Raw genomic sequence first — 24,330 nt, forward strand, 5'->3', positions numbered from 1 at the left:
ACCGTGGGCGTCAGCCTTGGCGCGGATGAAGGGCAGGGCGTGATCAAGCAGCTTTACAACGCGCCCAATACGACCAACCCGACTTCCTTGCTGCTGGCCGATGATTTCAAGACCAACGTTTATGCGGCGTTTGGGTCGGTCGATTGGAAGCCCAGCGACCAGGTCAGCGTCGGGCTGGCGCTGCGCTATGACAGCGAGCACCGCACGTCGAGTTCGCTGGTGCCGACCGCTTTCGATCCGTTCACCGGCGGGCCCATCAATCCTGGCCAGGCCTTCGGGCCGCTGGTGCCCCAGGCCAAGACCTTCAACCAGTTGGAGCCCAAGGTATCGCTAAGCTGGCACCCGACCAGCACGTTCAACCTTTATGCCGATTGGGGCATCGGCTTTAAATCGGGCGGCTTCAACAACCAGGGTTCGTCCGCGCTGATCAACGCCAACTTCAACGATGGTGTAACCCCCGGTACGATCAACGCCGGGGTCAACATCACCGATCAGTACCGCAAGGAAAAGTCGAGCGCGTTTGAAGTGGGCATGAAAGGCAGCCTGTTCGACGATCGGCTGACCTTTGACCTTGCCGGTTACTACACCCGCGTCACCGACATGCAGTTTTTCGAATTCTTCGTCGGCGGGTTCGGGTTGCTGCGTGTGGTGTCGAACATCGATCAGGTCGATATCAAGGGCGCGGAACTGAACGTCGGCCTGAAAGTAATCGATGGCTGGCGTTTCTTCGCCTCGGGCAATGTCACCGATAGCGAAATCAAGAAAAACGCCGCGCGCCCTTACACTGTCGGCAACAAATCGCCTTATACTGCCGATTACACCATCAACCTTGGCACTGAAATCACCGCGCCGCTCAGCGATGCGATGAAGCTGCTGGTACGGGCCGATTACCGGATCACCGGGCCGACGTGGTTCAGCACGGTCCAGTGCCAGACCCGTCCTTCGCTGTTTTCAGGACTGCTTCCGATCTCGTCGCTGGCGCTGCCCGGCTTTGTCGGCGATGCCAATTATTGCAAATCGCAGCGCGAGGCGTTTGGCGTGCTGAACTTGCGCGCCGGGATCCAGACCGACAATTTTTCGATCGCGGCCTTTGCCAACAACATGCTCGACCGGCGTTATCTGGCCGAAGTCATTCCGGCGATCGAGTTTGGCGGATCGTTCATATCACCTGGCGCGCGCCGCGTGTTCGGGGTGGAGGCTTCGGCCAAGTTCTAAGGCATTATGCTTCCAGCGGCTCGGTCGCCAGTCCCAGTTCGGGGATGGTGACCGACCGCCGACCGCTGAAATCGGTGCGGACCACGATCAGCGCGCTGCGCTCGTAATGATCGAGCAAACGGCGCACCCGCCCCGGTGAGCTGGTGCCATAAACGCGGGCCAGTTCATCATCATCGGGGCAGGGCCGTCCGGCCTGCGCCGCTGCCGCAATCACCAGAAACGGGGCGAGCAGATCATCGCTGAGCGGTCCGGCGGCACGCAGAATGTCACGCCAGGGCGGACTGTGCGGGGCGGTTACCCCCGCCACGGCCATGGCAAATCGCCGCCGGAACTGCGCCATGTCGATCTGCCCGGCGGTGAGGCGCTGCATCCGGCAACGCACGGAAAAATCCTGAAACAGCGTGGCGGCCGGCTGAAAAGTGCAGCCGTCTTCTGCCGCCATATCGCTTAGAATGCGGTCGAACGCGGCATCAGTCTCAGCCTGGGTCGGGCCGAACAGGGCGGGCTGCTCAGCCGGATCATCGATCACTTGCGGCGCTGCTGCCATCTGTTCGATCAGAACGTCGGCAGCAAGCTGGGGCGGCACCGACGGCGGCGCATGGTCGGACTGATCCTGGGCCAGATGCAGCCCGGAATGCAGCAGTGCGTGAAGATCATCGGGCGATGCGACCGGCGGCGGAGCCAGCTTGGGCGCTGCGGTTCTGACGCCCGTGAGCACCGGGCCGATCTGTACCGCCACTGGTCGGCGGCTGATCGCCGGACCCAGTCCCAGAAACTCACCCCGCGCCAGATCGCGGATTTGTTCGGCCTGGCGGCGCTCCATACCCAGCAGGTCGGCGGCACGGGCCATGTCGATATCCAGGAAGGTGCGCCCCATCAAAAAGTTGGACGCCTCGGCCGCGACGTTTTTGGCGAGCTTGGCCAGCCGCTGGGTCGCGACGATCCCGGCAAGCCCGCGCTTGCGCCCGCGGCACATCAGGTTGGTCATGGCTGACAGGCTGAGCCGGCGCGCTTCGTCGCTGACTTCGCCAGCCACGGCAGGAGCGAACATCTGCGCTTCATCGACCACCACCAGCGCAGGATACCACTGTTCGCGCGGGGCATCGAACAGGGCGGCCATGAACATCGCGGCACAGCGCATCTGCGCCTCGATCTCAAGACTGTCGAGTACCAGGATGACCGAGGCCCGATGCTCGCGCACCCGGCGCGCCAGACGGGTCAGTTCGTCTGCCGAATAGGCTGCTCCATCGACCACGATGTGCCCGAATCCGTCTGCCAACGACGCAAAATCGCCTTCGGGATCAATCACGATCTGCTGGACGACGCTGGCGCTTTCTTCCAGCAAGCGGCGCAACAGGTGGGATTTGCCCGAGCCGCTGTTGCCTTGCACCAGCAGCCGGGTCGCCAGCAGTTCCTCGATATCGATGCTGATCGGCGTGCCTTTGTCATCGGTGCCGATTTGAATGGGTGCGCTCACCCGCGCGGGCCTAATGGCCGAGGGGCACCCGGTCCAAGGGGTGCGCACGGGTTTTCCAGAGATTTGGCATCGTACCGGTCAGTTTGAGCGGGACGGCAGGAACACCGCAGGCGGCCAATAATCGTGCTTATGCGCCAGGCCGCGGCCCAGCCGCCAGGGGTTCCTGTGGCGGTGCTGGATCACCTTCAACCCAGGATCCCGGGCAGGTCCAGCCCCTTTTCCCGCGCACAGGTCTGGGCAATCGCGTAGCCCGCGTCGGCGTGGCGCATCACCCCGGTGGCAGGATCGTTCCACAGCACGCGTTCCAGTCGCCGTGCTGCGTCTGCAGTGCCATCGGCCACAATCACCATGCCGGAATGCTGGGAAAAACCCATGCCCACCCCGCCGCCGTGGTGCAGCGAAACCCAGGTCGCGCCGCTGGCGGTGTTGAGCAGGGCGTTCAAAAGCGGCCAGTCGCTGACCGCGTCGCTGCCGTCGCGCATCGCTTCGGTTTCGCGGTTGGGGCTGGCGACCGAACCTGAATCGAGGTGATCGCGGCCGATTACCACCGGGGCCTTAAGCTCGCCCGAGGCGACCATTTCGTTGAAGGCCAGACCCAGCCGGTGGCGATCGCCCAGGCCAACCCAGCAAATCCGCGCGGGCAGCCCCTGAAACTGGATCTTCTCGCGCGCCATGTCGAGCCAGTGATGCAGATGCGCGTCATCGGGCAGCAACTCTTTCACCTTGGCATCGGTCTTGTAGATATCTTCGGGATCGCCCGACAACGCCGCCCAGCGAAACGGGCCGATCCCGCGGCAGAACAGCGGACGGATATAGGCCGGGACAAAGCCGGGAAAGGCAAAGGCGTTGGTCACGCCCTCGTCAAAAGCGACCTGGCGGATGTTGTTGCCATAGTCGGTGGTGGGCACCCCGGCGGCCTGAAAATCGAGCATTGCGCGCACGTGTTGGGCCATGCTGGCCTTGGCGGCCTTGGCAACCGCGGCAGGATCGCTCTCGCGGCGGCTGAGCCACTCATCGACTGACCAGCCGACCGGCAGATAACCGTTGATGGGATCATGTGCACTGGTCTGATCGGTCAGCAGGTCGGGGCGCACGCCGCGTCTGAACAGTTCAGGCAGCAATTCAGCCGCGTTGCCGAGCAAGCCAACCGATAGCGGCGTCTTGGCTGCACAGCTTTGGGCAATCATCGCCAGCGCCTCGTCGATCGAGCTCGCCGCCTTGTCGAGATAGCCTGTGCGCAGCCGCATCTCGATCCGGCTGGCCTGACATTCGATTGCCAGGCAGGATGCTCCGGCCATGACTGCGGCCAGCGGCTGGGCGCCGCCCATGCCGCCAAGCCCCGCGGTCAGCAGCCACTTGCCCGACAGGTCGCCGCCATAATGCTGGCGTCCCATCTCGACAAACGTCTCATAAGTGCCCTGCACGATGCCCTGGGTGCCGATGTATATCCACGAACCTGCGGTCATCTGGCCGTACATCGCCAGACCCTTTTTATCGAGTTCGTTGAAATGGTCCCAGTTGGCCCAGTGCGGCACCAGGTTGGAATTGGCGATCAGAACGCGCGGCGCATCGGCGTGGGTGCGAAATATGCCGACCGGCTTGCCCGACTGGATCAGCAGCGTTTCATCATCTTCCAGGCGGCGCAGCGCAGCGACAATTGCATCGTAGCTTTCCCAGTCGCGCGCGGCGCGCCCGATCCCGCCATAGACCACCAGCTCCTCTGGCCGTTCGGCGACATCGGGATGAAGGTTGTTCATCAGCATCCGCAGAGGCGCTTCCGTCAGCCAGGATTTCGCGGTGCGCTCGGTTCCCGTGGCGGGGCGGATCACGCGGGCATTGTCAAGGCGGGTCATGCGCTTCCTTTCGCGAAGGCGATGCAGGCGGTCAGAACCGCGTGGAGGATCGGGAGGATTTCGGGCTGGGCAAGCAGCGGGGTGGGCCATGTGCCGGGGGTCACTTCGGCGGGCTCAATCATGTAGCCGCGCATTGCCAGTTCCATTTGCACGGCGTGGATGCCGCGTTCAGGGTGGCCGTAGTGCCGCGTGGTCCAGCCGCCTTTGAAGCGGCCATCGATGACGCAATCTGATCCGCAGATCCCGGCTACTTGTCGGGCCAGAGGCTGATCGCAGCTAGCGCCCGAATTGGTGCCGATGTTGAACTGCGGCAGTTCGCCGTCGAACAGGCGGGGCACGCGGCTGCGGATCGAATGGGCATCGTAAAGCACGACTTTACCATGTGTTGCATTCAGACGTTCAAGTTCTGCCGTAACGGCGGCGTGGTACGGATCGAAGAACGTCCGGCGGCGCCAGGAAATCTCGTCCTCTTCGGGATCAAAGCAGCGATAGAGGCGGTCGCCATCGAAAGTGGTGGTCGGGCACAGCTCAGTCGTCGCCATGCCTGGATAGAGCGAAGCGCCTGACGGATCTCGGTTGACGTCAATCACGCTGCGGCTGACCTGCGTGGCAATGGTGGTCGCGCCCAGATCTGCGGCAAAGGCGTATAGCTCGGCAATGTGCCAGTCGGCATCGCGGCGGGCAAGCCAGGGCGAAACGAAGCGGTCCTCGATCCCGCCCAGCCCGGTTCCGCCGTGGGGCAAGGCAACGACCAAGGGCGCTTCGCCGCGCTGGATGTGCAGCCAACCCGTCATGCAACGCCAGGCAGGTCGATCGCCGCGCTGTCCAGCAGCGCTCCGCTGCGCACCAGTGCGCAAGCTGCCTCGATATCCGGGGCAAAGTGGCGATCTTCATCCAGCGCGGGGACCCTGCCGCGCAGCACCGCATGAGCGCCTTCCAATGCGGCGCTGGAGTGCAGCGGACGGTGGAATTCGATTCCCTGCGCCGCAGCCAGCCATTCCAGCGCGATTACCGCTTCTACATTGGCGGCCATCCCGGCCAGCCGCCGCGCGCCGTGGGCAGCCATCGAGACGTGGTCTTCCTGGTTGGCGCTGGTGGGAATCGAATCGACGCTGGCTGGATAGGCGCGCTGCTTGTTCTCGCTGACCAAAGCGGCGGCGGTCACCTGCGGGATCATGAAACCGGAATTAAGGCCGGGGCGCGGGGTGAGGAAGGCGGGCAGGCCTGACAGCGCGGGATCGACCAGCATGGCCAGCCGCCGCTCGCTAAGGCTGCCGATTTCGCACAGCGCCAGCGCGATCATGTCGGCGGCAAAGGCCACCGGCTCGGCATGGAAATTGCCGCCCGACAGCGCCTCGCCGGTAGCGGTGAAGATCAACGGATTGTCGGTCACGCCGTTGGCTTCGGCCGCCAGCGTGGTCGCGGCCTGGCGCAGCAAATCAAGGCAGGCGCCCATCACCTGAGGCTGGCAGCGCAGGCAATAAGGGTCCTGCACCCGGATGTCATCGTCCAGGTGGCTGGCGCGGATCGCCGATCCGGCCACCAGCGCGCGCAGGGCAGCGGCGGTTTCGATCTGCCCGGCATGACGGCGCAGCGTATGAATGCGCGGATCGAACGGGGTGTCGCTGCCTTTGGCCGCCTCGGTGGAAAGCGCCCCGGTAACCAGCGCCGATTGCAGCGCGCGTTCGGCGCCAAACAGTCCGGCAAGGGCATTGGCAGTGGAAAACTGGGTGCCGTTGAGCAGGGCCAGGCCCTCTTTGGGGCCCAGTTCCAGCGCGGAAAGGCCGGTGCGGGCAAAGGCGCCGGTCACCGCCATCCGCTCACCCTTCAGCCACACATCGCCAACCCCGATCAGCGGCGCGGTCATATGGGCCAGTGGTGCCAGGTCGCCGCTCGCGCCAACCGAACCCTGGCAGGGGACGATCGGAACAATATCGTGCGTCAGCATCGCTTCAAGCAGCGCGATGGTCTCAGGGCGGACCCCCGATGCGCCCTGGGCCAGGCTCGCCAGCTTGAGCGCCATCATCAGGCGGACTACCGCGGCGGGGCTGGGCTCGCCGGTCCCGGCGGCATGGCTGAGGACGATGTTGCGCTGCAGGGCGGCCAGATCATCGGCGACGATGCGGACCGAGGCCAGTTTGCCGAACCCGGTGTTGATCCCGTAGACCGCCTCGTCCCGGGCCAGGATTGCCGCAACCGTCGCCGCGCTGGCGGCGATGGCGTCGGCTGACGCGGGATCAAGCGATACCGGCGCGCCGGTATAAACCGCGCGCCACTGCGCCAGGCTCACGGCGCCGGGGATCATCACGATCGGCTTCATTGTCCACTCCAGACGCGGGCATGGAGCGGGTTGAAGCCCATGCGGTAAACCAGTTCGGCAGGGTGCGCGACGTTCCAGATGGCAAGGTCGCAGCGCTTGCCGGCCTCAAGCGTGCCGATACTGTCAGCCAGCCCCAGCGCGCGGGCGGCCTGCACCGTCACGCCGCGCAGGCATTCATCAACCGTAAGGCGGAACAGGGTCGCGCCCATGTTCATCGCCAGCAGCAGCGAGGTGAGCGGTGAAGTGCCCGGGTTGCAATCGGTCGCCAGCGCCAGTGGTACACCGGCGGTCCGCAGCGCGCCGACCGGCGGCAGCCGGGTTTCGCGGGTAAAATAGAAAGCCCCGGGCAGCAGGACGGCGACCGTGCCGGCCTTGGCCATCGCTTCCACCCCGGATGGGTCGAGGTGTTCGAGATGATCGGCCGACAAGGCCTCGAACCGCGCCGCCAGTGCCGCGCCGCCCAGGTTGGAAAGCTGTTCGGCGTGCAGTTTTACCGGCATTCCCGCAGCCTTAGCGGCGGTGAACACCCGTTCGATCTGCGCAGGCGAAAAGCCGATCCCTTCACAGAACCCGTCGACCGCATCGGCCAGCCGTTCGGCGGCGATCTGCGGAATCAGGTCGTTGCACAGCATGGCTATGTAACGGTCGCTATCATCGGCATATTCCGGCGGCACGGCATGTGCACCAAGAAAGGTTGTGCGCACGGTGACGGCGCGTTCCCGGCCCAGCCGCCGCGCGGCGCGCAGCATGGCCCGTTCGGATTGGGGATCAAGGCCGTAGCCCGACTTGATCTCGACCGTAGTGACCCCTTCGGCCAGCAGGGCGTCAAGCCGGGGCAGGCTTTGCGCGACCAGATCATCCTCGCTCGCCGCGCGGGTGGCCTGCATCGTCGAGACGATGCCGCCGCCGGCGCGGGCTATTTCTTCATAGCTGGCACCGGCCAGCCGCTGCTCAAACTCGTGCGCGCGGTTGCCGGCGTGTACCAGATGGGTGTGGCAATCGATCAGACCGGGAGTGATCCAGCGCCCAGCGCAGTCGATCACCTGGGCATTGGCGGCCCGGGGCAGGCCCGCCGCTGGCCCGGCATAGGCGATGACCCCGCCGCTGCTGGCCACTGCGCCGGGTTCGATCACGCCCAGGCCATCTCCGGTCATGGTTGCCAGGCATGCATTGGTCCAGATCCGGTCGATGGTCATGGCGCTTGCGAATCCTCTCACGCCCAGTGTTGCAGAGTCCGCCAATAATGTATAGACATTATCGAAACGAAGGGAGCGCGATCATGTCCAGTGCAATCCACGCCGCTGCCGCGCTGCTTGCCCACGGGTGGGTGGACAATGCCCGCGTGGTGCTGGTCAACGGGATGATCACTGCGGTCGAACACGGCGTTGCGGCGCAACCGGATGACGAGCGGGCTGGCTGGCTGATACCCGGAATGCCGAATGTACACAGCCATGCCTTTCAGCGGGCGATTGCCGGGCGGGGCGAGGTGCGCGGCAGCGGCGAGGACAGCTTCTGGTCATGGCGGCAGGCGATGTACCGCTTTGTCGAGCGGCTTGATCCTGAAGCGATGCTGGCAATCGCCGCGATGGCCTATGCCGAGATGCTGGAAGGCGGCTTTACCCGCGTGGGAGAGTTTCACTATCTTCACAATGCGCCCGATGGCGCTCGCTATTGCGCTCCTGCCGCCATGGCCGATGCGCTGGCGCAAGCGGCGCGGGACACCGGGCTGGCGATGACCCTGCTGCCGGTGTTCTATGCTCATTCCGGGTTTGGCGCGCAGCCTCCGCTGGCCGAGCAGGCACGCTTTGTCAGCTCAGTGGATGACTATGCGATGCTCCATACGGCATGCAGCGGCGCATTGGCCGGTCTGGCTGACGCGGTGCTGGGTGTTGCCCCGCACAGCCTGCGCGCGGTGTCACCGGCGCAGCTGGGCGCGCTGACGGACCTTGCCGGATCGGCGCCGCTGCATGTCCATGTGGCGGAACAGCTGCGCGAAGTCGAACAGTGCGTGGAATGGAGCGGACAGCGGCCGGTCGAATGGCTGCTGGACCATGCGCCCGTCGGGCCGAACTGGTGCCTGGTCCATGCGACCCACATAACAGCCGCGGAATCCGCTTCCCTTGCTGCCAGCGGCGCGGTCGCGGGACTGTGCCCGGTTACCGAAGCCAATCTGGGCGACGGGCTGTTCCCCGCTCCGGACTATTTCGCCGCGCCGGGAAAGTGGGGCGTGGGGAGCGATTCGAATGTCCGCATCGACCTGTTCGAGGAACTGCGCTGGCTGGAATACGGCCAGCGACTGACCCTGCGCCGCCGCAATGTCGCCGCGCTTTGCGCCGGACAATCAACCGGGGCGGCACTGTTCGAACAGGCGGGGCAGGGCGGGGCACAGGCCCTTGGCGGTGCTTTCGGAATAGCGGTGGGCAATCCGGCAGACTGCGTTAGCCTGGACGCCGGACACCCGGCCTTTGCCGCAATTCCAGCTGCCCTGCGACTGGACGCGGCGATCTTTTCTGCCGGACGCGAGGCGATCGACGGGGTGTGGCGGCGGGGCCGCAAGGTGGTAAGCGCCGGGCGCCATCATGCCCGCGATGCCATCGCGGCGCGATATGCCGCCACCATCGCGCGGCTGACCGCATGACCCCGCCGCTGGGCGAAACGATCCGCGAACATTTTGAGCGGCAGATCCTGGCGGGCACGCTGGCCCCCGGTGCGCGCCTGCCAACCGAGCAGCAGATCATGGCGCAATTTGGCTGTTCGCGCATGACCGTTAGCAAGGCGCTGACTGCCCTTGCTACTGCCGGGCTGATCGAACGGCGCAAACGGGCGGGCACCTTCGTGGCACGGCCGCGGGTTCACTCGATGGTGCTGGAAGTGCCCGATCTGGCCGCGCTGGTAGCGGCGCGGGGGCAGGCCTATCGCTACCGGCTCGACCAGCGGGACACCGTGACAAGCGGCGAAGGGCACCTGGCCGGGCACCCTGCGCTGCACGTCTCTGGCGTTCATTTTGCCGATGACCGGGCAATGGCGGTAGAGGACCGGCTGGTCAGCCTGGCTGCCGTGCCGGACATCGCTGCGGCCGATCTCAATGCCGAGGCACCCGGCACCTGGCTGCTCCACCACGTTCCGTGGACCGAGGCGGACAGCCGGATCACGGCGCTGGGCGCATCGCCCGCCGAGGCACTGTTGCTGGGCGTTGAGGCGGGCACTCCGTGCCTGTGTGTTGAGCGCCGGACCTGGCGCGGGACCGATCCGATCACCCATGTCCGCCAGGTTTTCCGCGGCGACAGCTATGAACTGGTCGCTCATTTCGGTCCCGGCGCGTCATAGCCGTTGCCAATTTTAATTGAGCGGTTAAAACCTCTGCCAAACACGGTTCGGAGAGGCACCATGGCAATCAAGACCCGCATTACCGAAATGCTTGGGATCGATCATCCCGTTGTCCAGGGCGGGATGCAGTGGGTCGGGGTGGCTGAAATGGCCAGCGCGGTTTCCAACGCGGGCGGGCTCGGCATCCTGACCGGCCTGACCCAGCCCGATGCAAAGGCACTTGCCGCCGAGATCGAGCGGTGCCGCAGCATGACCGACAAGCCGTTCGGTGTGAACATGACCGTGTTCCCGACGATCAACGCGCCTGATTACAAGGCCTATGCCCAGGCAATCATCGATTCGGGCGTCAAGATCGTCGAAACGGCAGGCACCCCCGCGGTGCGCGAACTGTGGGAGATGATGAAGCCCCACGGCATCCTGATTTTGCACAAATGCACCGCCGTGCGCCACGCACTGTCGGCGGAACGCAACGGCGTTGATGTGATCAGCATCGACGGGTTCGAATGCGCCGGCCATCCCGGCGAAGATGACATTCCCGGCCTGATCCTGATCCCGGCAGCGGCCGACAAGGTCAAGATCCCGATGCTGGCCAGCGGCGGCTTTGGCGACGGGCGTGGCCTTGCCGCTGCGCTGGCGCTGGGCGCTGACGGGATCAACATGGGCACCCGCTTTACTGCGACAGTCGAAGCACCGATCCACCAGGCGTTCAAGGACGCCATGGTCGAAGGCGACGAACGCGCGACCGATCTGATTTTCCGTTCGTACCGCAACACCGCCCGCGTCGCGAAGAACGAAATCAGCCAGGCCGTGGTCGCCGCCGAGCGCGAGGGCAAGCCGTTTGAAGAAGTCGCCGGCCTGGTCAAGGGCGTGCGCGGCCGTGAAGGCCTGCAGACCGGCGATACCAATCACGGCATCTGGTCGGCGGGCATGATCCAGGGCCTGATCCACGACATTCCGACTTGCCACGAACTTGTGACCCGCATCGTTGCCGATGCCGAAGCCATCATCCGCCAGCGCCTCAACGGCATGCTGGCATAAGAGGAGAACCCCGATGTCCGAAGCCTATATCATCGACGCCGTCCGCACCCCGCGCGGGGTGGGCAAGCCCGGCAAGGGTGCCCTGTCGCACCTTCACCCGCAGCATCTTGCTGCAACCGTGCTGCAGGCGATCAAGGAGCGCAACCACCTCGACACCGCGACAGTGGACGACATCATCTGGTCGACTTCAAGCCAGAACGGCAAGCAGGGCGGCGATCTGGGCCGCATGGCAGCGCTTTCGGCCGGCTATGCCACCAGCGCTAGCGGCACGACGCTTGACCGGTTCTGCGGCGGCGGGATCACGTCGGTCAACCTGGCGGCGGCCACGGTCATGTCGGGCATGGAAGACTGCGTCATCGCCGGCGGGACCGAGATGATGAGCTATACCACGGCCCATGCGGCCGAACAGGCCAATGCCGGTCTGCCGCCCCGCCTGATGGGATCAGGCCACGACGCGCTGGATGAACTGCACCCGCAAAGCCACCAGGGCGTGTGCGGCGATGCCATCGCGACGATCGAAGGGATCAGCCGCGAGGCGCTGGACGCGCTGGCCCTGGTCAGCCAGCAGCGCGCCGACCGGGCGATCAAGGAGGGCCGCTTTGACAGATCGGTCGTGCCGGTGATGAACCCCGATGGCTCGGTGGCGCTGGACCGGGAAGAGTTTCCCCGCCCCGAAACCACGGCCGAAGGGCTTGCCAGCCTGAAGCCGGCATTCACCGGGCTGGCCGATTTCGACATCGGCGGGACCTCTTTCCGCAAGCAGATCAACCGCCGTTATCCGGACGTGGAAATCCAGCATTTCCATCATGCCGGCAACAGTTCGGGCGTGGTCGACGGCGCGGCGGCGATCCTGATCACATCCCCTGCTTATGCCAAGGAACATGGCCTCAAGCCGCGCGCGCGGATCGTGGCTTATGCCAACCAGGGCGATGATCCCACGCTGATGCTCAACGCGCCGGTCCCGGCAGCGAAAAAGGTGCTGGAAAAGGCCGGTCTGACCAAGGACGATATCGACGTCTGGGAAATCAACGAAGCCTTTGCCGTGGTCGCTGAAAAGTTTATCCGCGATCTCGATCTGCCGCGGGACAAGGTCAACATCAATGGCGGCGCGATGGCGCTGGGCCACCCGATCGGCGCCACCGGATCAATCCTGATCGGCACCGCGCTGGACGAACTGGAACGCTCGGGCGGGCGCTATGGTCTGGTGACGATGTGCGCAGCGGGCGGCATGGCGCCGGCGATCATCATCGAACGTATCGAAAGCTGATCCCACAACCAGGAGGGCCGGGAATGAGCGCGCTGACCTACGCAGTGGCGGGCCACATCGCCACGATCACGCTCAACCGGCCTGAACGGATGAACACCATTTCATCCGCAATGCTGGACGAACTGACCGCCACGCTGGTCCGCGCCAACGAGGATGACGATGTCCGCGTCGTGATCCTGACCGGCACCGGCCGCGCGTTCTGCGCCGGGCTTGATCTGAACGAGGCGACCAGCGGCGATGGTATCGGCGGTGGGCAGCGCAAGGCGCCGCCTACGCTCGATCTGCGCAATACTCCGCCCACCGTGCTGTTCGCGATGGACAAGCCGGTGATCTGTGCGCTGAACGGGTCAGCTGCCGGATACGGCATGGACCTGGCGCTGGGCTGCGATATCCGGATCATGGCCCATGATGCCAAGCTGGCGGCGGCTTTCGTCAAGCGCGGCGTCCTGCCCGAAAGCGGCGGAACCTGGTTCCTGCCGCGGATGCTGGGCTGGGCCAAGGCGGCGGAAATCATCTTTACCGGGCGCACGCTGACCGCCGATCAATGCCTGGCCGAAGGGCTGGTCAATGCCGTGGTGCAGACCGATCAGGTGGGTGATGCCGCGCTGGCCATGGCGCAGGAAATTGCCGCAAATGCGCCGATGGCGGTGCGCGCGGCCAAGCGCATGATGCGCATGGGCATGGACGAAACCTTCGATACCCACGTGCAGCACGTCTATCTGCAACTGCTGCCGCTGTTCGCCAGCGACGATTTCAAGGAAGGCATCGCCTCGTTCCTGGAAAAGCGGCCCGCGGCCTTTTCGGGCCGCTAGGCCGTTCGGCAAGCCCTTGCCGCGCGGCGCCCGGACAGGCATGGACGCGCAATGCACTATGACGTCGTGATTGTCGGAGCGGGTCAAGGCGGGGGCGCTGCTGCCATCCAGCTGCGCCAGCAGGGTTTTGCCGGAACCGTCGCCATGATCGGGCGGGAAAGCGAACCGCCTTACGAGCGGCCACCGTTGTCCAAGGAATACCTGCTGGGCGAAAAGACGTTTGAGCGGCTCTATATTCGCCCGCCCGAGTTCTGGGCGGGCAAAGCCATCGACATGATGCTGTCGGTCGAGATTACCGCGATTGACGCCAAATCCAGGACGTTGAGCCTGAGTGACGGGAGCACGATCACCTACGGTGACGTTATCTGGGCGACCGGCGGCGATCCGCGCCGGTTGATGATCCCCGGCGGCGAGCTTGCCGGTGTCCACGGCGTGCGCACGCGGGACGATGCCGATGCGATCCTTGGGGCGCTGGACGGGGTTGAGCGGGTGGTCGTGATCGGTGGCGGCTATATCGGGCTGGAGGCGGCTGCCGTGCTGCGCAAGCTGGGTAAAGCGGTAACCCTGCTGGAAGTCTTGCCGCGCGTGCTGGCGCGTGTGGCCGGACCGCAACTGTCCGCGTTCTACGAGGCTGAGCACCGCGCCCACGGCGTGGATTTGCGCACCGACATCGGGATTGACGCGATCCTGGGCGATGGCCGGGTCAGCGGCGTAAGGCTGGCAGACGGCAGTGAAATTGCCTGCCAACTGGTGATCGTGGGCATCGGAATAGTGCCCGCCGTCGGACCACTGCTGAGCGCCGGGGCTGCGGGCGGCAACGGGGTAGACGTTGATGAACTGTGCCGTACCAGCTTGCCGCACATCTATGCGATCGGCGATTGCGCGGCCCACGCCAATGATTTTGCCGATGGTGCGGTGGTGCGGCTGGAAAGCGTGCAGAACGCCAACGACCAGGCGGCAACCGCGGTCAAGGCGCTGCTTGGCGGCAGCGATGCCTACAAGGCGACGCCGTGGTTCTGGTCAAACCAGTATGACCTCAAGCTGCAGACTGTCGGCCTGTCGTCCGGTTACGACGGCGAAGTGGTGCGCGGCGATCCTGCCACCCGCAGTTTTTCGGTGATCTACCTCAAGGAAGGGCGGGTCATCGCGGTCGATGCGGTCAACATGGTCAAGGACTATGTCCAGGCGCGCAAACTGGTTGAGGAAGGCGCAGTGATCGCACCAGATGACCTGGCCGACGCCACAAGGCCGCTGAAGGAGCTGGACCGGGTTTAGCTTGAAAGGGCAACAGGCATTGCTGGCCGGCCGACAGCCTGACGCCAAGGCGTCAGATCCGCCCCGAAAAGGCTGCCAGCTTGGCTATCGGCCTAAGATGGCGGGGTTCCGTCGCTGTTAAAGATGTCGGCTGCGACTTTCCACTGGCCATCGACATTGCGCCAGACCACGACATATTTTCCGATTTCCTTTGTCGCTCCCTTCGGACCGTCAAGCGACAGTTCGTAAGTGCCGCGGTCCAGAGCCATGTCTCCGCCCGAGGCCACAACGATCTGATCGGCTTTGAAGGTCAGTCCAAAACCTGGCATCTTCATAAGCCCGCCCCAGGCCTTTTCCAACGCTGGCTGGCCCTGCGCAATCGGCGCGCCAGGCGCCATCATCGCTCCATCGGCAGTGTAAATCCTGGAAACCGCAGCAGCGTCGTGATTGCGGATCAGAGCCAGCCACTGTTCGTTGTTTTTGCCTATGGCCTGCTCATGCGCTGGCGCGCTGTCTGCGGCCAGCTTGTCCGAGCCGGCGTTTGGGCCGCAGGAAAAGAGCATGCCGCTCAAACCTGCTAATAATAGTGGGTTAGCTTTCAGCATCGGGTGTCTCCCCTTTGACTGTCCCGAACATACCGGAAGTCAGCACAATCGGCAACGCAGCCCGCTGTGACGGGCAACGTTGCCGCGGTGCAATCAGGCCCGGCGCGGGTGACTTTAGAGGATGGGTTGCGCTGTGCCAGGCCATTGGGCCTAGGCCGTATCTCGTTTGTAGCTGGGAAGGGCCAGCCCGCGCGAAATGGCAAGCCCGCGCAGGATGAAGCCGGCCAGCGCCGCCAGCATCCAGACCGGTGCGCGCGGCAGTCCGGCAAGGCTTCCCGCGACCACGAGCGCCGATGTCAGCGCGGCGGCGGTGACGTAGATTTCAGGCCGCATGATGATCGACGGGCGGTTGGCCAGCACATCGCGGATAACCCCGCCGACGCAGCCGGTGATGACGCCCATCATCATGGCCGGGATCGGCGCGACGCCAAATGCCAGCGCCTTGGCGGTGCCAAGCACTGCATAGACCGCAAGCCCCGCCGCATCCGCCCATTCCAGCAGCTGGCCTTCCCACCACCCGCGCGGGGTAAACCACGCAATCCCAGCCACGCCCAGGCACACCGCCGCGACATAAGGATCGCGTACCCAGAACGCCGGCGCCCCGATCAGCAGATCGCGCACCGTGCCGCCGCCAACCCCTGTAATCAGCGCGAAGAAGGTCATCGTGACAAAAGTCTGCCTCAGTCGCGCCGCCAGCAGCGCGCCGCTGAGCGCGAAGATCGCCGTGCCAGCCAGATCCAGCACGGGCGGCAGCGAAGGTAGCGCGGGGTTCATGCTGATGCCCGCCGTCTGCGGCGCAGCAGCAGGACCGTGCCCAGGACGCACGATGCCAGCGCGGATATGGCTGCCATGATCAAGACGGGATGGTGGGTATCTTCGCGTTCCACCGGGTCCATGATGTGCAGGCCCCACATGAAATCGTAAAAACGCCAGAACCGCGTGCGTACTGCTTCGATCTGGCCGCTTTGCTTGCCCACGTACACGTGTGTCCCGTCCGCCAGAACGACCTGCCAGACGGCGATCGGCTTGCGAAAGTCGAGCGGAACACGGTCGGCGGCAAAAAGCCTTGCCGAAACGGACTTGTCGCCGCCCACGATCTGCCGGGCAACCAGCTGCCGGGCTGCCAGCTCATCGAAATCGCGCAGCGCAATCCCGGCAGCATCGAAGCGGGCGATTTGACCGTCAATCAATTCGGCCCGTCCGGTGAGGCCGGAAGGTTCCAGTGTGTAAGTCAACGAACGGACCGGCCTGGTGAAGCCGGCGGGCAGGATGATGCGCGACGGATCGAAGGCGGGCCTGGTTTGCGCGATGCGCAAGTCATTTCCGCGCACCGTCTCGATCGGCCGCGCCACCATCACCAGCCCGCTAATCGTCCACAGCAACAAGGGGACCGCTGCGACCCAGCCCAGCCAGATGTGCCAGCGGGCCAGACGCTGCATGGCGGTGGACCGGGCCATGGCCGGTTCAGTCCTCGACCAGTTCCTCCAGCCGGGTCTTGACCGCCAGGATCCGCTGCGCCGCTTCGGTGAAAGTCGCCACTTCCTCGCGCCGGCTGTTGCCGCGGGCTTCCTTGGCCGCTTCGACATAGCCTTCCATGTCGGCTTCAAGGGCGTCGACGATGATCTCGATCTCGTCGCTGGAAAGTTTGATCGTATGGGTATCGGCCACGGGGTATTCCTTTGTTCGGCTTGGCTGCCCTTCATAGTGCGATCAACGCAGGCGAAAAGACCGAAACGGCGATTTTCCGGGGAAAGCAGCGCTATCGCACGATGCGGATCGCAGCCGTTCCTGTTCCCCACACCGGAAGATAAAGACCGTTGCCTGCCGCTTTCAGCGATCCGGTGCGCACATTGTCGATGCGCGCTTGAATCTGCACGCTGCCTTCGCGCGTGTCATCAATCGCGCGGCTTATCTTGCCAAGCAGTTCGTTGTAATCCTTGGTGAAGTTCTGGGCCAGGGCTTCGGCAATGGTGCCCGACAGCGCGGTGGTGTTGGCCAGTTTAAGCAGCAAGTTGGTACCGGTGCTGTCGGTCGTTCCGGTCACCTTGACGTCGGTGAACATTACCTTTTGCGTATTGGGCGGGTTGATCGGCAGCCCGGTGAGCCAGACCGTGCCTTTGGATTCGGCTTTGCCGCCGGCAGGATCGGAAGCCGTGAACGAAAGGCCCACCGCCACGCGGCCGCCGGTCGTGCCATAGGCCGTCACCTTGCCGAAGGTGGCCTTGACCGGGCCGAACCCAGGCACGTCAAACGGCCGGGCAGACCGTTTGACCAGGGCTTCGGAAATCACCGGTTCCAGTTCGGCATAGTCAGCAATCACGGGGATGAAGAACTGCAGGCTGCCCGTATCGGCGGCAAGCGGGCGCACCGATGGCAGTGCGCTGCGGGGCGGATCGGCAGGGCGGTCACCGACAAACGTCTCGGTCTGGGCTTTCATCCCCAGGCGCAGGACCAGCTTCGAGCCAGCCACGCTGTAGCCGCCGTACTGCAGTTCCTGCGGTGTTATGCGCATCCACACCGGGGGATTGTCACGGTTGAGGAGGACCGAGGTAAACGCCTCACCCCACGCTTTCTGCACTTCCTCGCGAAAGCCCAGCTTGTTGATTTCGGCGGGCAGAGTGCGTTCCAGCTTGGCCACCACACCGGCCAGCTTGTCGTTGGCAGCATCGGTCAGGTCGATTTTCTGGCCCAGAAAGTCGGCACCTGGCTCTCTGGTCCAGGCATAGTTGATGTCGACCGTGCTGCGCGGGTTCCAGTCGGGCGTCAGGTCCATCCGCACTGCAATGCGCACCTGCGCGCGGGCGGTGGCGGTTTCCTGCTTGAGGATTCCGCCAATGTCCTGCGCATGGATTACCGCGCTGATCGGCATCGTCACCACCAGGTCCTTGCCGTTCCCGCCCAGCGCAATGGCGCCGCGGGTCACCTGGCCAACCAACCGGCATTTGAGCGTGGGGGTCTTGATCTTGACCACCAGAACCTTGACCTTCCTGGACGGGACGCAAACCTGCCCGGGTTTGTCTATGGTCCACAATTGTCTGGGTATTTCGCGTTCCAGTGCGGCGCGCAGCGTGGTGAGATCGGCTTCGATCGGCACAGCGATGATCGAGCTTTGCGGCGGCGAGATGATTGTATCGGTAGCGCGGGGCGGGGCGCCGCCGGGGCCGCTACGGTCGCAGGCCGCAAGACCGGATAGTGCAGCCACGGCCAAACCAAACCGCGCCCAAGTTGAAATTGCCGTCATGCCCGCCCCCCTGTGCGCCTGTTGATGCGCAAACGCGGGGCGGGGCGTAACGTTCCTTAGATGTGGATCGGCTTGCCCATCACGCCCATCGCCGCTTCCTTCATCGCTTCGCTGTGGGTCGGGTGGGCGTGGCAGGTATAGGCGATGTCCTCGGATGTAGCGCCGAACTCCATCGCCACGCAGGCCTCTGCGATCATCGTCCCGGCGACGCTGGCAATTGCCCAGACGCCCAGCACACGATCAGTCCTGGCATCGGCGATGACTTTCACAAAACCATCGGGTTCGTGATTGGTCTTGGCGCGGCTGTTGCCAAGCATCGGGAACTTGCCGACCTTGATCTCGCCCTGTTCCCTGGCCTGATCTTCTGTCAGTCCGACCCCGGCAATTTCCGGCCAGGTATAGACCACACCGGGGATTACCGCGTGATTGACGATGCCGGTCTGCCCGGCGATGTATTCGGCCACCGCGATGCCTTCATCCTCGGCCTTGTGGGCCAGCATCGGGCCAGGCACGACATCGCCGATAGCCCAGACTCCGGGTATTGCGGTGCGGAAATCGTGGCCAATTTCGATCTGGCCGCGCGCGTTGGGGACAAGCCCGATCGCGTCCAGTCCCAGACCTTCGGTGTTTGGACGCCGTCCGATCGACACCAGCACGCAATCGGCATCCAGCGTTTCGGCCGCGCCGCCGGCTGCGGGTTCCAGTGTCAGGGTGGCGGTGCTGCCTTTTACCGCAACGCCTGTCACCTTGGTGCCCAGCTTCAGCGTCATGCCCTGCTTTTTGAAGATCTTGGCCGCTTCCTTGCGGATGTCCATGTCCATGCCGGGGAGCAGCTGATCGAGGAATTCGACCACAAGCACATCGGCCCCCAGCCGCCGCCAGACCGAACCAAGTTCCAGCCCGATCACGCCGCCGCCGATGACGACCATTTTCTTCGGCACCTTGGCCAGTTCAAGCGCGCCGGTGCTGTCGACCACCACCTTCTGATCGACCGTCACCCCGGGCAGCGGGGTAACGCTTGATCCGGTGGCGATGACGATGTTCTTTGCGCGGTAGCTTTTGCCCGCAACATCGACCGTGTCGGCCGCCGTGAACCGGCCATAACCCTTGATCCAGTCGACCTTGTTCTTCTTGAACAGGAATTCGATCCCGCCAGTCAGCTGTTTTACCGCATCAAGCCGCTGGGCGTGCATGGCGGGCAGGTCCAGCTTGGGGGTAACGATTACGCCCATCTTGGCCATCGCACCATTGGCGGCGGCATCGAAATATTCGGATGCGTGGAGCATGGCCTTGGAGGGGATGCAACCGACGTTGAGGCAGGTTCCGCCCAGCGTCTCGCGCCCTTCGATGCAGGCCACCTTCAGCCCCAGCTGGGCCGCGCGGATCGCCGCGACATAGCCGCCCGGGCCAGAACCGATAATCAGGACGTCGTAGTCGTATTCAGCCATTTCCATCTCCGTCGTCCCGGGCCTGACCCGGGGACCGCGTCAAAATCACAAATCGATCAGCAACCGGGTCGGATCCTCGATCGCTTCCTTGATGGTCTTGAGCGCGGTTACGGCCTCGCGCCCGTCGATCAGGCGGTGGTCATAGGACAGCGCCAGGTACATCATCGGGCGGATCACGATCTGCCCGTCACGCACGACCGGACGGTCTTCGATCCGGTGGAGGCCAAGCACTGCCGATTGCGGGGGATTGATGATCGGGGTGGACATCAGCCCGCCGAACACGCCGCCATTGGAAATGGTGAAAGTGCCGCCTTGCATATCCGCCATGGTCAGGGTGCCGTCCTTGGCGCGGCGGCCCAGATCACCGATCGCCTTTTCGATTGCGGCAAAGCCCATCTGGTCGACATTGCGCACCACCGGCACGACCAGGCCATTAGGCGCAGATACCGCGACTGACAGGTCCACATAAGGAAAATAGACGATTTCATCGCCCTGAATCTGGGCGTTGACCGCGGGAAAGTCTTTCAATGCCAGGCAGGCCGCCTTGGCGAAGAAGGACATGAAGCCCAGCTTGACACCGTGCTTCTTTTCGAAGCTTTCCTTGAACCTGTCCCGTGCGGCCATCACCGCCGACATGTCGCAATCGTTGAAAGTGGTGAGCAGCGCCGCGGTGTCCTGCGCATCCTTCAGGCGGCGGGCGATGGTCTGGCGCAGGCGGGTCATCTTGACCCGTTCCGCGCCGCGATCACCCGATACTGGGGCACCGGCGGCCGCTGCCGGGGCGGCGGCAACCGGGGCCGGTGCGGCAGTCTTTGCCGCTTCCTGCTTTTGACTGGCAGCTGCCACCACGTCTTCCTTGGTGATCCGGCCGTCCTTGCCCGATCCCTTGACCGTTGCGGGATCGATCCCGTGTTCCAGCACTGCGCGGCGCACCGCCGGAGAAAGCGCGGCGGCGGCATCGCCAGATCCTGCCGAAGCGGCGGGCGCCGTGCTGTCCAAAGCAGACGCCGCCAGGTCTTCCTTACGTTCGGCAACCGGCTCTGCGCCGGCGGAAGGGGCACCGTCCTCGATCGTGGCGATCACGGCGCCAACCGCGACGTTATCGCCCACGTTGACCACATACTGGCCCATCACGCCTGCTACCGGCGCGCCGACTTCGACCGCGACCTTGTCGGTTTCCAGGCTGGCGATGGGTTCATCCAGTGCCACAGCTTCGCCCGGCTTTTTCAGCCATTCGCCGATAGTGGCTTCAGCAACAGATTCGCCCAGGGTGGGGACTTTGACTTCGGTGGACATGGCTATTCCTCAGGCCTTCTTGCGGCGGCGGATTTCAGAACGGACCGACAGGCCCAGGGCATTGCCGATCAGCGCGCCCTGTTCCGCCTCGTGGCGTTTGGCCAGGCCGGTGGCGGGCGAGGCACTGGCGACCCGCCCGGCATAGCGCGGGCGGGTGACCTGACGCTTGGCGGCAATCAGCGCTTCCTCGATAAACGGTTCGACGAAGAACCAGGCGCCGTTGTTGCGCGGTTCTTCCTGGCACCAGACCACGTCTTCCAGCTTGGGCATTCTGGAGAACCGCAGCGCCAGCGGCTCGCCCGGGAAGGGGTAAAGCTGTTCCAGCCGGATGATCTGGGTATCGGTCACTTCGGCGGCGTCGCGTGCCTCCATCAGGTCATAGGCGACTTTGCCCGAACACAGGATCACGCGCCTGGTATTCGCATCAGCCGCGCCGCTGCGGTCGGACAGGATGCGCTTGAAATGCGCCTCGCCAACAAACTCGTTTGCCTCGCTCTTGGCCAGTGGGTGACGCAATAGCGACTTGGGCGTCATGATGATCAGCGGCTTGCGGAACGGGCGGTGCATCTGCCGGCGCAGCACGTGGAAATAATTGGCCGGGTTGGTAATATTGCACACCTGGATATTGTCCTGCGCGCACAATTGCAGAAAGCGTTCCAGCCGGGCCGAACTGTGTTCCGGACCCTGGCCTTCATAGCCGTGGGGGAGCAGCAGGACGAGACCGTTGGCGCGCAGCCATTTGGCTTCGGATGCGGCAATATACTGATCGATCACGATCTGCGCACCGTTGGCGAAATCGCCAAACTGCGCTTCCCACAAGACCAGTGATTTGGGATCGGCGCTGGCATAGCCGTATTCGAAACCCAGCACGCCGTATTCCGACAGCGGGCTGTCATGGACTTCAAATGTGCCGTGCGGGACGGTGCTCAGCGGCACGTACTTATGCTCGTCGGTCTGGTCGACCCATACCGCGTGGCGCTGGCTGAACGTGCCGCGGCCGGAATCCTGGCCCGACAGGCGCACCCCGAAACCTTCGGACAGCAGCGAGCCAAACGCCAGCGCTTCTGCCGTGGCCCAATCGAACCCGACCCCGCCGGCAAACATCTCGCGCTTGGCATCCAGCACGCGGGCCAGTGTCTTGTGGATTTTCACGCTATCGGGGACCGTGGTCAGCGTGCGGCCCAGACTGTCGAACAGCTTCTGTTCGATGCCGGTGTGGATGTTGCGGCGCGCGGTTTCGGGATCGGCCGGGGCGTGCAGACCGCTCCACCGTCCGGCAAACCAGTCAGCCTCGTTGGCCTTGTAGCCTTTGGATGCGTCGAACTCCTGCTCCAGCGTGCGCGTAAAGCGCATCTCGGCCTCGGGCGCATAATCCTTGTCGATCACGCCCTGATCGGCCAGGCGTCCGGCATAAAGCGTGCTGACTGGTGGATGCTGGCGGATCTGGGAATACATCAGCGGCTGGGTGAAGCTCGGCTCGTCGCCTTCGTTGTGGCCGAAGCGGCGATAACACCACATGTCGACCACGATGTCGCGGCCAAAGGTCTGGCGGTAATCAATCGCCAGCTTGCAGGCAAAGGTCACCGCTTCGGGATCATCGCCGTTGACATGCAGGATCGGGGCCTGGACCCCCTTGGCGACGTCAGAAGGATAGGGTGATCCGCGCGAAAACTGCGGGCTGGTGGTGAACCCGATCTGGTTGTTGATGATGAAATGGATGCAGCCGCCGGTGTTGTAACCCTTGACGCCTGAAAACCCGAAGCATTCCCACACGATGCCCTGGCCGGCAAAGGCCGCGTCGCCGTGGATCAGCACGGGCAGGACCTGCTTGTGCTTGTCCTTGCCGATATCGTCGCGGAACATCTGGTTGGCGCGGGCCTTGCCCAGCACGATCGGATCGACCGTTTCAAGGTGGCTGGGGTTGGGGACCAGGCTCATGTGCACCTTGATGCCGTCAAACTCGCGGTCGGTGCTGGTTCCAAGGTGATACTTGACGTCGCCCGATCCGCCGACATCTTCGGGATTGGCAGTGCCGCCCGAAAACTCGTGAAAGATCACCCGGTACGGCTTGGCCAGTACGTTGGCCAGAATGTTCAGCCGCCCGCGATGCGCCATGCCATAGACGATCTCGCGCACGCCGCGCTGCCCGCCGTACTTGATGACCGCTTCCAGCGCCGGGATCATCGATTCCCCGCCATCAAGGCCGAACCGCTTGGTCCCGACGTATTTCTTGCCCAGGAACTTTTCGTACTGTTCGCCGCGGATCACGGCCTCCAGGATCGCTTTTTTGCCTTCGGGGGTAAAGTCGATCGCCTTATCGCCGCCTTCGATCCGGTCCTGGATGAAGCGGCGCTCGTCCACATCGGCGATGTGCATGTATTCAAAGCCGACCTTGCCGCAGTAATTGCGCTTCAGGATATCCACCAGTTCGCGCATCGTGGCCCATTCCAAGCCCAGTGTGCCGCCCAGATAGACTTTGCGGTCCAGCGCCGCGCCTGTGAAGCCGTGGTATTCCAGGCTGAGGTCAGGCGGCAGATTCTGATGCGACAGGCCCAGGGGATCAAGGTCCGCTGCCAGGTGGCCGCGCACACGGTAAGTGCGCACCAGCATCATCGCGCGGATCGAATCGCCCGCCGCCTGCTCGATCGCCTTGGGATCGGTCGGCGCGCCGGCCTTGGCCGCAGCGGCCTTGACCGCCGCCTGCATCTGCGTGGGATCAAGCGCCGCTGTCAGATCATCGGCATCGCTGCGCCAGCCGGGCCGGCCCCAGCTTGGCCCCGGCTGGGGATCGTCGGGGAGGAAGTCGTGCGTTTCGTTGCCCATAGTACCTGTCCTGGGGAGGGAGGAGGAGCGGGAGTTAGCCCTTGAGCGCTTCGGCCAGCGTTTCACCCAGCAGGCTGGGAGACGAGGAAACGCGGATGCCGGCGGCTTCCATCGCCGCGATCTTGCTTTCGGCGTCGCCTTTGCCGCCCGAAACGATTGCGCCGGCGTGGCCCATGCGGCGGCCCGGCGGGGCGGTGCGCCCGGCGATGAAACCAGCCATCGGCTTCTTGCGGCCCTTCTTGGCCTCATCGATCAGGAACTGCGCGGCCTGTTCTTCGGCATCGCCGCCAATCTCGCCGATCATGATGATCGACTTGGTCGCGTCATCGGCCAGGAACAGTTCGAGCACGTCGA

The 24,330-nt window shown here is 64.3% G+C and carries 20 protein-coding genes and 1 pseudogene; 7 read left to right on the forward strand and 14 right to left on the reverse strand.

Annotation, left to right across the window (positions count from 1 at the left end; translation table 11 throughout):
* Positions 1-1,215, forward strand: a 1,215-nt coding sequence (locus Q0L62_RS11195) for a TonB-dependent receptor (RefSeq protein ID WP_296679792.1), incomplete at its 5' end; no start/stop codon positions are given.
* Between the two features lie 4 nt (positions 1,216-1,219).
* Here Q0L62_RS11195 and Q0L62_RS11200 read toward each other — a convergent pair.
* The 5 genes from Q0L62_RS11200 to hutI form a co-directional block, all read right to left on the reverse strand.
* Positions 1,220-2,692, reverse strand: a complete 1,473-nt coding sequence (locus tag Q0L62_RS11200) for an ATP-binding protein (RefSeq protein ID WP_296679794.1) — start codon at positions 2,690-2,692, stop codon at positions 1,220-1,222.
* A 185-nt stretch (positions 2,693-2,877) separates the two neighbouring features.
* A complete protein-coding gene (hutU, locus tag Q0L62_RS11205; RefSeq protein WP_296679796.1) occupies positions 2,878-4,545 on the reverse strand; it encodes a urocanate hydratase in 1,668 nt (555 codons plus the stop codon).
* Entirely contained in the window at positions 4,542-5,339 is a 798-nt protein-coding gene (gene hutG / locus Q0L62_RS11210) for an N-formylglutamate deformylase (protein ID WP_296679798.1), read from the reverse strand. The genes hutU and hutG overlap by 4 nt, the downstream gene beginning before the upstream one ends.
* Positions 5,336-6,865, reverse strand: a complete 1,530-nt coding sequence (hutH, locus tag Q0L62_RS11215) for a histidine ammonia-lyase (protein ID WP_296679800.1) — start codon at positions 6,863-6,865, stop codon at positions 5,336-5,338. Before hutH ends, hutG begins: the two co-directional genes overlap by 4 nt.
* Positions 6,862-8,061, reverse strand: coding sequence for an imidazolonepropionase (gene hutI / locus Q0L62_RS11220; RefSeq protein ID WP_296679802.1), 1,200 nt, complete (start codon positions 8,059-8,061; stop codon positions 6,862-6,864). Before hutI ends, hutH begins: the two co-directional genes overlap by 4 nt.
* 83 nt (positions 8,062-8,144) lie before the next feature.
* On the opposite strand from hutI, the gene Q0L62_RS11225 reads away from it, so the two are divergent.
* From Q0L62_RS11225 to Q0L62_RS11250, 6 genes are read left to right on the forward strand one after another with little or no spacing between them, the layout of a single operon-like run.
* Complete coding sequence (locus tag Q0L62_RS11225; protein ID WP_296679804.1) at positions 8,145-9,503, forward strand: formimidoylglutamate deiminase; 1,359 nt, start codon at positions 8,145-8,147, stop codon at positions 9,501-9,503.
* Positions 9,500-10,192 (forward strand): UTRA domain-containing protein, encoded by a 693-nt coding sequence (locus Q0L62_RS11230; protein ID WP_296679806.1) that lies wholly within the window; start codon positions 9,500-9,502, stop codon positions 10,190-10,192. The genes Q0L62_RS11225 and Q0L62_RS11230 overlap by 4 nt, the downstream gene beginning before the upstream one ends.
* A 33-nt stretch (positions 10,193-10,225) precedes the next feature.
* Entirely contained in the window at positions 10,226-11,230 is a 1,005-nt protein-coding gene (locus tag Q0L62_RS11235) for a nitronate monooxygenase family protein (RefSeq protein ID WP_296679822.1), read from the forward strand.
* A gap of 13 nt (positions 11,231-11,243) precedes the next feature.
* On the forward strand, positions 11,244-12,497 hold the full coding sequence (locus tag Q0L62_RS11240) for an acetyl-CoA C-acetyltransferase (protein WP_296679808.1): 1,254 nt from the start codon (positions 11,244-11,246) through the stop codon (positions 12,495-12,497).
* Positions 12,498-12,520: 23 nt separating this feature from the next.
* A complete protein-coding gene (locus Q0L62_RS11245) occupies positions 12,521-13,309 on the forward strand; it encodes an enoyl-CoA hydratase-related protein (RefSeq protein WP_296679810.1) in 789 nt (262 codons plus the stop codon).
* 51 nt (positions 13,310-13,360) lie between these two features.
* Positions 13,361-14,584 (forward strand): FAD-dependent oxidoreductase, encoded by a 1,224-nt coding sequence (locus Q0L62_RS11250; RefSeq protein WP_296679812.1) that lies wholly within the window; start codon positions 13,361-13,363, stop codon positions 14,582-14,584.
* A gap of 92 nt (positions 14,585-14,676) precedes the next feature.
* On the opposite strand, the gene Q0L62_RS11255 is transcribed toward Q0L62_RS11250, so the two are convergent.
* From Q0L62_RS11255 to Q0L62_RS11295, 9 genes and pseudogenes are all read right to left on the reverse strand, one after another.
* Positions 14,677-15,126: a DUF4440 domain-containing protein gene (locus Q0L62_RS11255; RefSeq protein ID WP_296679813.1), complete on the reverse strand. Its 450-nt coding sequence runs from the start codon at positions 15,124-15,126 to the stop codon at positions 14,677-14,679.
* A 192-nt stretch (positions 15,127-15,318) separates the two neighbouring features.
* Complete coding sequence (locus Q0L62_RS11260) at positions 15,319-15,942, reverse strand: trimeric intracellular cation channel family protein (protein ID WP_296679814.1); 624 nt, start codon at positions 15,940-15,942, stop codon at positions 15,319-15,321.
* Positions 15,939-16,625: a PepSY domain-containing protein gene (locus Q0L62_RS11265; protein ID WP_296679815.1), complete on the reverse strand. Its 687-nt coding sequence runs from the start codon at positions 16,623-16,625 to the stop codon at positions 15,939-15,941. The genes Q0L62_RS11260 and Q0L62_RS11265 overlap by 4 nt, the downstream gene beginning before the upstream one ends.
* A gap of 7 nt (positions 16,626-16,632) precedes the next feature.
* Positions 16,633-16,836: a hypothetical protein gene (locus Q0L62_RS11270; RefSeq protein WP_296679816.1), complete on the reverse strand. Its 204-nt coding sequence runs from the start codon at positions 16,834-16,836 to the stop codon at positions 16,633-16,635.
* 91 nt (positions 16,837-16,927) lie between these two features.
* Positions 16,928-18,409 carry a DUF4403 family protein gene (locus tag Q0L62_RS11275; RefSeq protein ID WP_296679817.1) on the reverse strand — a complete coding sequence of 494 codons (1,482 nt, stop codon included), beginning with the start codon at positions 18,407-18,409 and terminating at the stop codon, positions 16,928-16,930.
* 56 nt (positions 18,410-18,465) lie between these two features.
* Complete coding sequence (lpdA, locus tag Q0L62_RS11280) at positions 18,466-19,857, reverse strand: dihydrolipoyl dehydrogenase (RefSeq protein ID WP_296679818.1); 1,392 nt, start codon at positions 19,855-19,857, stop codon at positions 18,466-18,468.
* Positions 19,858-19,902: 45 nt separating this feature from the next.
* Complete coding sequence (odhB, locus tag Q0L62_RS11285) at positions 19,903-21,153, reverse strand: 2-oxoglutarate dehydrogenase complex dihydrolipoyllysine-residue succinyltransferase (protein ID WP_296679819.1); 1,251 nt, start codon at positions 21,151-21,153, stop codon at positions 19,903-19,905.
* A gap of 9 nt (positions 21,154-21,162) precedes the next feature.
* A complete protein-coding gene (locus Q0L62_RS11290) occupies positions 21,163-23,976 on the reverse strand; it encodes a 2-oxoglutarate dehydrogenase E1 component (RefSeq protein ID WP_296679820.1) in 2,814 nt (937 codons plus the stop codon).
* A gap of 34 nt (positions 23,977-24,010) precedes the next feature.
* Positions 24,011-24,330, reverse strand: a pseudogene (locus Q0L62_RS11295) (succinate--CoA ligase subunit alpha); the annotation flags it as partial.

The organism is Novosphingobium sp., assembly GCF_024642085.1.
Lineage (GTDB): Bacteria > Pseudomonadota > Alphaproteobacteria > Sphingomonadales > Sphingomonadaceae > Novosphingobium.